The sequence below is a fragment of the Tritonibacter scottomollicae genome, assembly GCF_003003215.1.
Taxonomy (GTDB): Bacteria; Pseudomonadota; Alphaproteobacteria; order Rhodobacterales; family Rhodobacteraceae; genus Epibacterium; species Epibacterium scottomollicae.
This window is the reverse complement of sequence record NZ_PVUF01000008.1, coordinates 12,883-25,546: the sequence shown is the minus strand read 5'-3', so window position 1 is coordinate 25,546 and position 12,664 is coordinate 12,883. Positions and strand designations below refer to the sequence as shown.

General features: G+C 57.3%; 10 protein-coding genes and 2 pseudogenes. 4 read left to right on the top strand and 8 right to left on the bottom strand.

Annotated features, from left to right (window positions below; all coding sequences use genetic code 11):
* Position 1: 1 nt before the first annotated feature.
* From CLV89_RS13230 to CLV89_RS13215, 4 genes are read left to right on the top strand one after another with little or no spacing between them, the layout of a single operon-like run.
* Complete coding sequence (locus tag CLV89_RS13230; RefSeq protein ID WP_207796932.1) at positions 2-1,879, top strand: nitric oxide reductase activation protein NorD; 1,878 nt, start codon at positions 2-4, stop codon at positions 1,877-1,879.
* A 1-nt stretch (position 1,880) separates the two neighbouring features.
* Complete coding sequence (locus CLV89_RS13225; protein WP_106164144.1) at positions 1,881-2,060, top strand: hypothetical protein; 180 nt, start codon at positions 1,881-1,883, stop codon at positions 2,058-2,060.
* A complete protein-coding gene (locus CLV89_RS13220; RefSeq protein WP_165798135.1) occupies positions 2,057-2,281 on the top strand; it encodes an NnrT protein in 225 nt (74 codons plus the stop codon). The genes CLV89_RS13225 and CLV89_RS13220 overlap by 4 nt, the downstream gene beginning before the upstream one ends.
* Entirely contained in the window at positions 2,278-2,961 is a 684-nt protein-coding gene (locus tag CLV89_RS13215; RefSeq protein WP_106164143.1) for an NnrU family protein, read from the top strand. Before CLV89_RS13220 ends, CLV89_RS13215 begins: the two co-directional genes overlap by 4 nt.
* A 106-nt stretch (positions 2,962-3,067) precedes the next feature.
* On the opposite strand, the gene CLV89_RS13210 is transcribed toward CLV89_RS13215, so the two are convergent.
* The 8 genes and pseudogenes from CLV89_RS13210 to CLV89_RS13175 all read right to left on the bottom strand — a co-directional run bounded on the left by CLV89_RS13210 (position 3,068) and on the right by CLV89_RS13175 (position 12,597).
* Positions 3,068-4,267 carry an NnrS family protein gene (locus tag CLV89_RS13210; protein ID WP_106164142.1) on the bottom strand — a complete coding sequence of 400 codons (1,200 nt, stop codon included), beginning with the start codon at positions 4,265-4,267 and terminating at the stop codon, positions 3,068-3,070.
* 79 nt (positions 4,268-4,346) lie between these two features.
* Positions 4,347-4,775 (bottom strand): pseudoazurin, encoded by a 429-nt coding sequence (locus CLV89_RS13205; protein ID WP_106164291.1) that lies wholly within the window; start codon positions 4,773-4,775, stop codon positions 4,347-4,349.
* Positions 4,776-4,874: 99 nt separating this feature from the next.
* Positions 4,875-5,039, bottom strand: a pseudogene (locus tag CLV89_RS13200) (IS5/IS1182 family transposase); the annotation flags it as partial.
* A 159-nt stretch (positions 5,040-5,198) separates the two neighbouring features.
* Positions 5,199-5,410 (bottom strand): annotated as a pseudogene (locus tag CLV89_RS13195) (IS3 family transposase); the annotation flags it as partial.
* A gap of 171 nt (positions 5,411-5,581) precedes the next feature.
* Positions 5,582-8,728: a type I restriction endonuclease subunit R gene (locus tag CLV89_RS13190; protein ID WP_106164141.1), complete on the bottom strand. Its 3,147-nt coding sequence runs from the start codon at positions 8,726-8,728 to the stop codon at positions 5,582-5,584.
* A complete protein-coding gene (locus tag CLV89_RS13185) occupies positions 8,725-9,804 on the bottom strand; it encodes a pentapeptide repeat-containing protein (protein ID WP_106164140.1) in 1,080 nt (359 codons plus the stop codon). Before CLV89_RS13185 ends, CLV89_RS13190 begins: the two co-directional genes overlap by 4 nt.
* Positions 9,801-11,045 carry a restriction endonuclease subunit S gene (locus CLV89_RS13180; RefSeq protein WP_106164139.1) on the bottom strand — a complete coding sequence of 415 codons (1,245 nt, stop codon included), beginning with the start codon at positions 11,043-11,045 and terminating at the stop codon, positions 9,801-9,803. Before CLV89_RS13180 ends, CLV89_RS13185 begins: the two co-directional genes overlap by 4 nt.
* The gene (locus tag CLV89_RS13175) at positions 11,038-12,597 is read right to left on the bottom strand and encodes a class I SAM-dependent DNA methyltransferase (RefSeq protein ID WP_243395004.1); all 1,560 of its coding nucleotides are present in this window, start codon (positions 12,595-12,597) and stop codon (positions 11,038-11,040) included. The genes CLV89_RS13180 and CLV89_RS13175 overlap by 8 nt, the downstream gene beginning before the upstream one ends.
* Positions 12,598-12,664 lie beyond the last annotated feature (67 nt).

Here is a 12,664-nt window from a genome sequence, read left to right as displayed (position 1 = left end):
CATGATGCACGCGCTTGACCTTCTTGAACCCGAAGAGACCGTGGGCAACCTGTGGCACAACATGGCCACACGCATCGGGGCTGAGCGCCCCGATGCGGAGGCGGCGGTGCACTATGGCGATGTCCGTGGCAGCGTCGCCATCCTGTTTCGCGCTTTGGGTGGCAACAGCGGCGTTGAGATCCTCGAAGCGCCGGCAGCCGCCTTGGAACACCGCACAGATCGCCTGCGCCGCATCGGCACCCCGCGTGAGATCGGCTATGTCGCCAGCTTTGATGGTGAGCGGCTGCGCCTGCCACCAGTGATGGACGCTTTCCCGACCCAGACCCTCAACCGACAGGCCTATCTGTGGCTCGCTGCCATGGCCTCACATATTGACCTACCGACTGCGCCTGCTGATCCCTATCAGGCGGATCAGGGAGAAATTGCCGCAAACGCAAAGGCGGCAGATCACGCCTTTTCCACCTGTCCGGGCTTGCGCAACGCGTATGCTGCGCTCTGCAGCCATATCGCAGCAACGCGGCAACGCACCGGCCTGCCGCGCTTTGAGGCCCGCATCGAGCGGATGATCCTTGACCAGCTTGGATCGCCCTGTGTTGTTGCGGACCGATGCGATTGCACTGCACCACGAGGATACCGCAGTTTTCAGCCGCTTCCGATCTGGCTACGCCTTCCAGCAGCACGCAAGGGCCGACCGCCTGTCCCCGATACCGAGAAGGCGGACACGCCCAGTGTGGCTATGGCCACCCGCAAGACCGGTCTTCGCGAAGAACGCGAACAGGCCGACCGCAAAGACAGCTTCATCGTTCATCGGTTTGAGTCCATCCTGTCCTGGGCCGAAAGTCTGAACATCAACCGGATGGTGGATGACGACGACACCGAGAACGCACAAAAAGCGGCGGAGGATCAGGACAACATCACCCTGTCCCAGCAGATGAAGCGCGCAGCCTCGCGCTTGCGGATCTCTCTCGACCTGTCGCCGCAAGATGCGGAACACGAACGCCTGGCGGATCGTTACACCTACCCTGAGTGGAACCATCGCCTTGGTCGCCATATGCCGGACCATGCTCGCGTACTGGAGGTCGACGCCGACCCGGCCACGGATTTCTGCCCCGATCCGCGTCTGGTGGCGCGGGTGCAGCGCCAGTTTGCGCCGCTCATGCCGAAACGCGTGATGCTGACGCGGCAGCTGGACGGTGATGAGCTGGATCTGGATGCAGCGGTACAATCGCAGGTCGATCTGCGGATGGGGCAACAAGGCAGCGACCGTGTCTGGCAGGCTAACCGCCCGATGGCACGGGATCTCAGCGTCGCTGTCCTCATTGATTGTTCCCGCTCAACCGAAGCCACCGTGGGCGCACGCCCTGTTATAGAGACCGCCCGCGAGGCGCTGGCCGCGCTGGCTGCTGGGATTGCAACCGCCGGCGACCGCCTTGGCATTTGGGGGTTTTCCTCACTGCGCCGAGACCGGGTCTTTCTGACCCGTGCCAAACGCTTTGACGAACAGATGGATGCGGATATCACCGCCCGTATCGGCAGCTTCACGCCCGGCCACTACACGCGGCTTGGCGCTGCAATCCGACATGCTTCCGCCCAACTGGCCCAAGAGGGCAGCGCCCGCCGCCTGCTCCTAGTATTGACCGATGGCAAGCCCAACGATCTTGATCACTACGAAGGCGTGCATGGCATCGAAGACAGCCGCATGGCAGTGCGCGAGGCCCGCGCGCTCGGGCATGCAGTGCATGCGGTGGTGATCGACGCCGACGGGCAGGACTGGTTTGCGCGCATCTTTGGCCGCGCCGGTTTCACTTTGCTGCCGGACCCGGACAGATTGCCCCGCGCCCTGCCCGAGATCTATCAATCCCTTACGATGGAGCACTGAAATGAAACGTCTTTATTGCACGCTAGCTTCCCTTCTGATCCCGCTTTCCGCGCATGCCGCCCCCTTCGAGCGCCCCATTCCACAACCGCAAACCGACGTCGCGGAGTTCTGGTTCTTCATCGCATCCCTGCTGTTGCTCGCAGCATTGGTCTCCGTACATGTGCTGGTGAGCCGGAGATGATCCCGCGCGTGTCCTGCAAACTAGTGGCCTGCCTCTACCCCTTGGCGGCAGGGGCCGCTGCCATCAACGTCTTTTTTGCCTCGCTGATCGGCAGTTGGCTCGGATGGGACGTGCTCACCCCGCATATGAGCGTGGTGATCGGAGGAGTGCTCGGCCTACCCGCAGCATGGATGTTTGCCCGCCATATCCATGGACTAATCACCCAGGCCGAGAAAACATGACCGGCTGGCAGGAATTCGCACTGGCGCTGGGGGCCTTCTTGCTCAGCCACCTTCTGCCGCGTGTTGGGGGCCTGAGGGGGACCCTGATAAGGCTCCTAGGAAGGCGCGCCTATTTTGCCCTCTACGGGCTGGCGTCGCTGATCCTGTTGGGCTGGGTGATTTCAGCCGCAGGCCGCGCGCCCTATATCGAGCTTTGGCCCCAGGCACCATGGACGCGCTGGATTCCATTCGTGGCAACACCAATTGCGTTCGTGCTGGCCGCCTGCGGGATCGGGGCCGGACTGCCCGGTAGCCTTGGTGCCAGTCGCAGGCGAGAGTATGATCCCGCCCACCCCGGCTTTGCCGCAATCACCCGCCACCCTGTGCTGCTGGCGCTCACACTTTGGGCTCTGGCACATTTGCTGCCCAATGGCGATCTGCCGCATGTCATCCTTTTTGGTCTTTTTGCACTGTTTTCGCTGCTGGCGATGCCAGCATTTGACCGACGGGCACTCAGAACCATTGGCCCTGGCGCTTTTGCCGGTGCGCCGATCCTGTCGCTTCGGCCAGTGTTTGATCACGCATGGTGGCAGGAAAATACCCGCGCCGTTATGTTGCGCGGCGCGGTTGGCGTGTTGCTCTGGTGCGTCGTCTTGCACCTGCATGCATCTGCTATCGGCGCATGGCCATTTCCCGGATAATCCCTGCGCAGCACATGTGTCCCACCCCACGCAGACATCAGGCACATGAAACGATACAGGCGGATAATCCCGCCTGCATCTGCATTCTACCGGCCCAAGCTTCAGATCAACGACTGCGCAGCGGTGTCGGCCGTTTGCGATCCTGGCGTTGCATCGCGAGCCACGGCACAAGCTTCCAGCAGAGCAGCGCAAAGGAAAGCGTCCAGAACAACGCCGCCAGATCAAGCCCCGTGACTCCACCCGGGAACTCGACATGAGGGAATAACCGCCCCAACAGTGCTGGTATCAATCCTATGAAGGCGAGGTTCAGTACCGGTCCCGACACCAGCGCACGTCCGGTATGCCCCATTGTCGCCCGCATCATCACGGCAACTGTCATGCCACCAATCGCGCCGATGCCCCAGATGTGCAGGCCAGCGCTGGCGTCAAGAGATCCAATCGCCGCCGCTGCATTTGCCAGCATCCCGACCGGCGCAAACAGGAACGCGATATGCAACATCGCCAGTACCGGATTGCGCAGCGTCGACAATCCACGCCAACGCGCCAGACGTACAGTTTGCAGCAGGGCCGCCAGACACATGAGCACCGCAGCACTCAGGGTCTGTGGCCAGATGACCCAAACCACCAGCGCCGGAAGAGTGGCCAGGAGGCTCAGCTGGTCAAACTTTCCGAAGGGCGTAGGAAGATGGCGATCCCCCTTCTGGTTCAACCAGTTGCGGGTAAAGCTTGGAATGATGCGCCCGCCGATCAGCAACACGAGGAAGATCACCAGCCCCAAGCCCAGTCGCCGGCTGACGACCGCTTGCCCCACCAGCGCACTCTCGACAAAGAAGAACAGATTACTCAATCCAAGAAGCGAAACCGGCACCAGAACCATTAGGTTGCGCCAGTTCTTTCCAGAGATGATTTCACGCGCCACGAGTACCGCCAACACGAGCAGGAACGCGCTATCGATACTGACGACTATGCCCCACGGCAGGGGCACCGCACCAAAGACAGCAATGCGCCCCGCCAACCATAGCATCAGCATCGCACACAATGGCCGGCCACGGGTCGGCATGCCACCTGTCCAGTTGGGCACCGCGGTAAACAGAAAACCTGCAATCACGGCACTGCCATAGCCAAAGATCATCTCATGACTGTGCCAATCAACGGGCATCAGAACACTTTGCAGCGTCAGCCCCCCCGTCCAGATCAGCATCCATAGCGGTATGATCACAACGGCGAACAGGCACGCAGCCATGAAAAAGGGGCGAAACCCATAGGACAGGAAGGCGGGGCCGGAATAAGATTGAGGGTGGGACATGTCTTGTTTCCTGCAACGGGGCAAAAAAGGCGACACCGGGAAAGTGCCGCCCTTGTTTTTGGTTATCCGGAATTTTCGTTCACTGAACTCGCGCAAACAAATCTTCAAAGCGGCCTTTGGATTTGCCTCTTTGCTTGACGCCCTGAGCCGCCTCCAAGTTCACGGCGTCCCCGACCTGAATAAGCGCAACCATACCCATGCCGTAGTGCGGGGTGCATTTGATACCATAGAGCCCCTCGGCATCCACCGTCAGCTCATAGTCGACATTGAACTTGCTCTTAAAGCTCTCGCTCCCTTCAGGCAGCATCCCCTTGATGCTTTCCACATTGTGTCCCTTGTCAGTGGCAATGAAATGAATGACGTCACCGGGCATAGCTTTGACGTAGGCGGGTTCAAAAACCATCGCGCCGGCCTCACCTTTGTTGAGCATCTTCACCTCAAAGGTTTCTGCTTGGGCGATGGCCGCAGTACAGGCGAAGACAATGGCGTAGCTGATTTTCTTGAACATCTGAGTTCCTTTCATGCGTTCTGTAGTTTTCTTTTCTGAACGCTTTATCGACCATCTGAGGAACGTATTTGTTGTTCTTCGACAAACTTCGAAGCAAAGAAGCGGTATGCCAAGAGCGATGTAGCGGTTGAGGACAGCCATCCAGATTTGTATCTCCGTGGCCTGCTGATCGAAGTCCCGTGCCATCAGCGATTAGCCCATCAGCTTCATGCAGTGCATCTTGGTCTCGATACGGCTCCGGCGGTGATATCCATATAGTTGTCGCTAAAGTGGCCACCGCAGCTATCGTGACCCTCGCACCGCGGTAGTGCCCCACCGCTTGGTTTCGTGCGGTCGACCCGGCACTTGCCGACTTCTAAGAAGAGCCGACTCTGGCTGAACGATTGAACCGCACCGGGTTTGCCGGAGGCTGATTGCAGTTAGTTACGCGGCGCGTTCCTCAGTTTCCATAGCCGCATTGAAATTGGCCCCGCTTCTGCCGGTGGAATGTTCCCGATAGGCTCAAGCAGAGGGTGGTTGTTAAACCAGTCCACCCATTCGAGTGTTTCGTTTTCCACTGTCTCGAAGTTGCGCCAAGGGCCGCGGCGGTAAATGACCTGCGCCTTGAACAAGCCGTTGATCGTCTTGGCCACACTGATCAAAAAATCCAGAACCGACCAATTCAACGCATCAAGGGCAAGGCTCGCACCAAGCGCAGCCGGAAATTGTTTTGCTTGGGTTCTATCCGCATCGTAAACGCACTGCGTGCCCGCGCAACGCTCATCGAAACAACGGCGAAGGCTAACTTAAACGTGGAGCCCCGCCGGTTACTGCGGAGCCTGCCAACTTAAGAGCGTTTCAGCTTGGCTCAGCACCAAACTGATTGCTGCTGGGGCCAAATCGGGCGGGTAGCCATATTTCTTCAATATGCGCCGAACCAGAACTCGCAACTTCGCCCGTGCGCTCTCTTTGCGTTGCCAATCGACGGTCACGTTTTTCTGGAGTTGTTCGACAAGCACATGCGCAATCTGTCGCAACTCGTCATTGCCAAGCACCTCTAGCGCGCTCTGATTTTGAGCCAATGCGTCGTAGAATGCCAATTCCTCTTCATTCAGCCCAAGATCATCGCCACGGTCTGCTGAGGCCTTCATGTCCTTGGCCATGTCGATCAGTTCTTGGATCATCTCAAGACTTGTAATCGCGTTGGCATGATACCGGGCAACGGCAGCCTGCAAGCGCTCCGAGAACGCCTTGGCCTCGACAACATTGCGCTGCTGTCGTGCTTTGATCTCACCCGACAACAGTTTCTTGAGCGCCTCTAGTGCGAGGTTTTTGTGCTCCATATTCTGTATCTCGGCTAAGAACTCTTCAGACAACACCGAAATTTCTGGTGTCTTGATACCCGCCGCAGCCAGAACATCGATGATGCTGGCATCGGCGATAGCATCTGATATGAGTTGACCGATGGCAAACTCTTTCTCTCGCTTGCTCATTGCGGTCTTTGGGGATGATTTGGAAAGTGCGGCACGCACGGCTTGAAAGAAACCCACTTCTTCTTTCACCCGTTGTGCGTAGTCGCTGGCAGACGCTAGGGCAAAGGCCTTGGAAAGATTGGCCACCAGATCAGCGTAGTAGTTGAGCTCGACCTTCTTTTCCTTATCATCGGTTGCCTTGTCTGAGCACGCCTTTTGCTTTTCCAAAGCCCACTCGATAGCCCCTGCAAGTGCCTGCAGGCGCTCTTGAGGTTCACCTTCAATCCCGGCCTGATAGTTAAAGCCACAGAAGAAATCTTGGCACCGCTCGACAAGCTCCTGAAGCGTCGCAACTGCCTCTTCCTCGTCAATACCGGTCTGGTCACGGTCCGTTGCAGTGTAGTTTTGCAGCGCTTTCTTCAGGTTTTGGCCGATGCCGATATAATCAACCACCAGGCCGCCTGGTTTGTCTTTGAATACACGGTTCACACGAGCAATCGCCTGCATCAGACCGTGGCCGCGCATCGGCTTGTCGATGTACATCGTGTGCATGCTCGGAGCATCAAAGCCCGTCAGCCACATATCGCGCACGATAACCAGCCTGAGCGGGTCGTCAGGATCACGCGCCCGTTTTGCCAGCAGATCACGCCGAGCCTTGCTTCCAATGTGCGGTTGCCAATCCAACGGATCAGAAGCCGACCCGGTCATCACGATTTTGACCGCACCTTCCTTGTCGTCGTCTGAATGCCAACCTGGACGAAGAGCTGTAATCCTGTCGTACAGATCCACACAGATAGCGCGGCTCATACAAACGATCATGCCTTTTCCGGCCATCCCCTCAACGCGATCTTCGAAGTGTTTCACAATGTCCTGTGCAACCTTCTCAAGCCTCGGAGGGGCCCCCACAAGGCGCTCGACACTACTCCAGTTTGACTTGGCCTTTTCCTGCTCCAAAAGCGTTTCATCATCAAAGAGTGCATCAACGGCGGCGTCGATTTCGGGCAGTTTGTCTTGCTCCAATTCTACACGTGCGAGGCGGCTTTCGTAAAAGATTGGAACTGTCGCTTTATCCTCCACCGCACGACTGATGTCGTAAATATCGACATACTCACCGAAGACAGCGGGCGTATTAACATCAGTGGCTTCAATGGGTGTTCCTGTGAAACCCGCGAAGGAGGCGTTGGGCAAGGCTTGGCGGAGATAATGCGCGTATCCATACCGTCGCGCACCCGTCGCCGTGTTCAGCTTGGCGTCAAATCCATACTGACTGCGGTGCGCTTCATCCGCGATAACGATGATGTTTCGCCGCTCTGATAGTTTCGGGAAGTCTTCCTCCCCTGCCATGGGCGAGAACTTCTGCAACGTTGAAAAGATCACGCCGCCAGATTGTCGGTCCAACTTCTGCCGTAGGTCTTCACGGTCCTCAATCTGCTCAGGAGTTTGACGGATCAAATCGCGACACAGTGAGAACGTGCCATAGAGCTGATCGTCCAAATCGTTGCGGTCAGTGACGACCAGAATAGTTGGATTCTGCAGCTCGGGGGCGCGCACCAGAAGCCCAGCAAAGAACGCCATCAAGAAACTCTTGCCGGAGCCTTGGGTGTGCCAAATCACACCGACCTTTCGGTCACCATCCATGCTAACCGCGTCAATGGCGCTTGCCAGTGCTTTGCGCGCGCCGTGAAACTGGTGATAACCGCCAATGATCTTAAAAACGCCGTCGCCTTTGTCACCGAACACTGTGAAGTCGCGCACCAACTGCAAGAGCCGTTCAGGCTGCAGCCCCCCCCGCAGCAGCGTGTCCATTTCTTTCGGGCCTTCCGGCGTGAAATCGTCCTGCGCGCCGGTCACCGTGCGCCATGGCATAAAACGGTCTTCGCCAGCACTCAGCGATCCAATGCGCGCGAGAAGCCCGTCTGAGGTAATCAGCGCAGCGTTGGCGCGAAAGAGCGAGGGGATCTGTGACTTGTAGGTCTGGAGCTGATGATACGCGTCCGTAATCGACGCATTTTCACTGGCGGCGTTCTTCAGCTCGATGACCACCAGCGGCAAACCATTTACAAAGGCCACCACATCAGGTCGCCGGTTATAGCCGCCCTCAACCACGGTAAACTGGTTCGTCACCATGAAGTCGTTGTTCGCAGAGTTGGCCAAGTCGATCAGCCGCACCTTGTCGCCTTTGATAGAACCATCGGGGCGGCGGTATTCAACGTCGATGCCATCGACCAAGAGCCTGTGAATGCGGCGGTTTTCCTCGATCAGAGAGGGGGTCTCCGAGATCTGCACTTGCCGTAGGGCATTTTGCAGGGCCTCATCCGGGATATCGGGATTGAGCCGCCGCGCGGCGTCCTCCAGTAGCCCACCCAGAACCACATCCCCATTGGACACCCGCCGCTTATTCGGTCCATCCGGCGCTATCGAGATCGAGTCTTCATAGCGCCAGCCGAGGTCTTGCAAGATGCTAAGGGCGACTTGTTCGACGAGGTCTTCCGTAAAGCTCATGATGCCACCTGCGAACTGTTCAGAACCGCTCGTCTGATCGCATCACCAGAGAATAAACAGCTATCTACTCCCCTTGCACCCGAAAAATCTGCCTTTTCCACATCAAGGGCGTCACGGAAATCTACGTTTTCCAGCCAAGCATCTTTGAATGAAACATCTTTTAATTCAACATTGTAGAAGGCCCCATAGTGAGACTGGACGTAAACGGGCTCTCCATATTCATCTTCGTCGACGACCTCGCTGGTCTCGGCTGGATGTTCTTCGGTATATGCTAGCTTTGCTTGCTCAAACGATGCCCCCAGCAGGTCGCACTCCGAAAAATTGCAGTCCGTATAAAATGCTTGGGGCCTCTGGTGTCTCCGCGTGCCAAGAAAGCCCATACCATCGCCTTGGGAAAATACCACATCGCGCATGGAGCAATCCGAAAAATCAACCTTTTCGAAATCCGATATCGTCCGAACTCCAATCGACGCGGACCAATGCCCTCCAGAAAGTTGTGATCCATCCAGCTTGTTTATGTCGTGTTCTTTCAATTTGACTGCGGACATCGTCACACCTGCCAAATTGACTACCCAAACCCCTGCATGCTGAAGTCGCCTTATTGCGCCCAAAATCCGAAACTTAGCCTCGTCACTCTTCCAATACTTGAAGTCCGAGATCGACTCATGTTGCCTTGCGACGATCTGGGCCGCTTGGCTTTTCTCGTTGATGTAAAAAATTACGACACCGAGCACCAAGATTTCGGCCAGCAAGCCCCACAGTTCTGTCGTTACGCCATCCCAATCAAAACCCGCCCCGAAGATCAAAAGGAACAGAAACAACGCCAAAAGGGCTATCGAAGCCGCTTGGACCGTCTTGGGAAGCGCATTGAACTCGATGTGCAGGCGTCCAGCTTGTTTGACCAACACGGGTTTGTGTCCGCGTTTCCTCCAAAGCTTCGAAACAGAGTACGGCTCCGGCTTTCCTCGTTTGCGAGCCAGGGAATTTAGACAAAGCTTTGAATACTCTACGCCAAAGGCATAGGTCAATTGCCACTCGACCTTCAACCGCTGCGCTAAACTCTTGAGCGTTTTCAAACGATCATCCTCGCGCCTTTCAGGCGGATTTCGCCTGACATGAATTTGGGCAGGAGGAGGTCGCGCATTTCGGCGAGGGTTTGGTTTTCTTGTTGGTTTGCGTCCGACTTTTCCGTCAGAGTTCCGACAAATTCGGCGTAGGCGTGGATCAAGTCATCACCGCCAAACGCGAACTCTTGACGGTAGGCGTTGTCGCGGTTCAAGCCCGGCACTGCCGCGTCCGTATTCATGGTTTCAAGGCCCAGCGTTTCGATGAGCCTGTGGCAATATACCATCGGGTAATCCGAGGTCACATAGAAAACCGTGTCGATTGCATAGAAGTCCGCGCGCGTCCAGTAGAGGCTTCCGACGGTGCCCTTCCGACCAACGATTATCGAAGGGCCTTTAGCTAGTGCGGCGTCATGGGTTCCCGAGATGCCGCCTGACCCAAAGACGTTGAATGGCCCCGGATTGCGGGCCTTTTTGGTGAGCGATTTTCCGTAGTTCAAAGTAAGCGCTGAGCGTAGGTCGCGCATTTCCCACCCCTCAGGCAGGCCGTCGTCTCCGAGTTTGGCGGGGAAGAGGGGAACGAGGGTGGCGGCTTTTTCGGGGGGGAAGGCGTGGCCCATGATGGCGCACGCGTCGGTTGCGCCTTCCATCTGGCGGCGGGTGGGGCCGAAGGTGACGAACCAATCCCGAAACAACGCCCGCGCCATCTCTTCCAGCGTCTCACTCATCCGACGGTTAAGCTCGATTTTGTCGTCGAGTATGCGCAACACTTTAAGAGCGGCATTTTCAACGTCATCGCCGGGCTTTGGAATTGGGATTTCGGCCAAGTCTTTGAGGTTGAACGTCGCTTGAACAGTAGTGTTAGCTCTTTGACGGATGAAACGCTGGTTCTCCTTGAGCTGGATCGCGTAAGCAGCCCAATGCGCCTTCGCGATGTCATCGAATGGGACAAGTCCGACTGCTCGCGCCAAGTTCCACCCTTCGATCTCTGGTGGCGCAATGGCAACTTGGCCGATTGAACCAACAAGTGAGATGAGCAAGTCTCCCGGCTTCGGCCGGGAACGCTGATATGAGGCTTCTACTTCAGGGGCAACTTGGAGCTTTTCCGATAGGTTAAGTGAATGTCCGCTGAAATTGTTCACCCTGATGATTGGAACACCGTCTAAGGTTGCTTTGCCGGGCTGGACGATCCCATAGGTGATCTTGCGGGATTGGTCGCAGAACTCGCCTAGCGTGGTGCTGTCGTCAGTCATCGGTTAAAAACCCGAACGTTGTAGCAATTTGGGCGTCTAAGTCGGCTTTGCGTTTGAAGTGCACCTTCAGATCAGAAGTTAGCGATGCGAAGTGTTCTTCAAATGACCGACTCTCACCTTCATCCTCAGCCGCTCCGACATACCGCCCCGGCGTCAGCACGTGGTCGAACTTGCGGATGGTCTCCAGTCCTTCGGATTTGCAGAAGCCCGGCTCGTCCGCGTAGGCCTCCCAGCCTTTCCCTTCCAGCGTCTCAGGCCGCGCCCGCCAGCGCCGGTAGGTGCCTGCGATACTCTCGATGTCCTCGTCCGAGAATTCACGCCGCACCCGGTCCACCATATGGCCCATGTTGCGGGCGTCGATGAACAGCACCTCTCCGCGCCGATCTCGTAGCCCGTTTGCGCTCTTGTCGCGGCTCAAAATCCACAGGCAGACGGGAATTTGCGTGGAATAGAAAAGCTGCCCCGGCAAGGCGACCATACAATCGACACGGTCTTCCTCGATCAGGCGCTTTCTGATCTCGCCCTCGCCGCTGGTTTGCGAGGACATGGAGCCATTGGCCAGCACCACCCCCGCATGGCCGCGCGGCGCGAGGTGATGGATGATGTGCTGTATCCAGCCGAAGTTGGCGTTGCCCTTGGGCGGGATGCCGTATTGCCAACGGTCATCCTCCAACAGCCGCTCACCGCCCCAGTCCGAGATGTTGAACGGCGGGTTGGCGAGGATGTAGTCGGCCTTCAGCCCCGGATGCGCGTCCTTGTGAAAGCTGCCCGCACTGTCCCAGGCGATGTCGGCGTCGATGCCATGCACGGCGAGGTTCATCTTGGCCAGTCGCCATGTGGTGTGGTTGATCTCTTGCCCATAGACCGAGAGGTTCAGCGGGTTGCCGCCGTGGTCTGCGATGAACTTCTCGGACTGGATGAACATACCGCCCGACCCGCAACAAGGATCATAAACGCGGCCTTGGTAGGGCTCCAACATTTCAACGAGGGTGCGAACGACCGAGCGTGGCGTAAAGAACTCACCGCCGCGCTTGCCCTCGGCGCTCGCAAAGCCGGAAATGAAGTACTCATAGACCCGGCCCAAGAGGTCACGTGCCCGGTCGGCGCTGTCGTGCATTTGGACGTTGGAAAAGAGGTCCACCAGCTCGCCCAGCATGGTTTTGTCGAGCGTGGGGCGGGCGTAGTTCTTTGGCAGAACACCTTTGAGGGTTTCGTTGGTGGGCTCGGCCTCAATGGCCTCCATCGCGTCGTCGATGATCTTGCCGATGTTTTCAGAGCGAGCGTTTTTCTGGATGTGGGACCAGCGGGCGGTCTCGGGTACCCAAAAGACGTTCTCGGCGAGGTATTCTTCGGGGTCCTCGGGATCGGCAAACTCATCTTGGGCGAGCTGATCGTGCATCGCCTGGAATGCTTCCGAGATATATTTGAGGAAGATCAGACCCAGCGCGACGTGTTTGTATTCGGACGGTTCAAGGCCCCCACGCATTTTGTCGGCTGCTTTGAAAAGGTCGGCGGCGAAGTCGAGATCAGCGGAACGGGAGTTTTGCGCCATGCGAATAGGTTCTTTCAAATAAATGCTTGGTGAAAAAGGTAGCAGAGGTTTTTGCCAGTTCACAATG

Coding starts and splice junctions, on each gene's coding strand:
- CLV89_RS13175 (WP_243395004.1), bottom strand. CDS start 12,597: ATGGCGCAAAACTCCCGTTCCGCTGATCTCGACTTCGCCGCCGACCTT.
- CLV89_RS13210 (WP_106164142.1), bottom strand. CDS start 4,267: ATGTCCCACCCTCAATCTTATTCCGGCCCCGCCTTCCTGTCCTATGGG.
- CLV89_RS13180 (WP_106164139.1), bottom strand. CDS start 11,045: ATGACTGACGACAGCACCACGCTAGGCGAGTTCTGCGACCAATCCCGC.
- CLV89_RS13215 (WP_106164143.1), top strand. CDS start 2,278: ATGACCGGCTGGCAGGAATTCGCACTGGCGCTGGGGGCCTTCTTGCTC.
- CLV89_RS13190 (WP_106164141.1), bottom strand. CDS start 8,728: ATGAGCTTTACGGAAGACCTCGTCGAACAAGTCGCCCTTAGCATCTTG.
- CLV89_RS13205 (WP_106164291.1), bottom strand. CDS start 4,775: ATGTTCAAGAAAATCAGCTACGCCATTGTCTTCGCCTGTACTGCGGCC.
- CLV89_RS13225 (WP_106164144.1), top strand. CDS start 1,881: ATGAAACGTCTTTATTGCACGCTAGCTTCCCTTCTGATCCCGCTTTCC.
- CLV89_RS13230 (WP_207796932.1), top strand. CDS start 2: ATGATGCACGCGCTTGACCTTCTTGAACCCGAAGAGACCGTGGGCAAC.
- CLV89_RS13220 (WP_165798135.1), top strand. CDS start 2,057: ATGATCCCGCGCGTGTCCTGCAAACTAGTGGCCTGCCTCTACCCCTTG.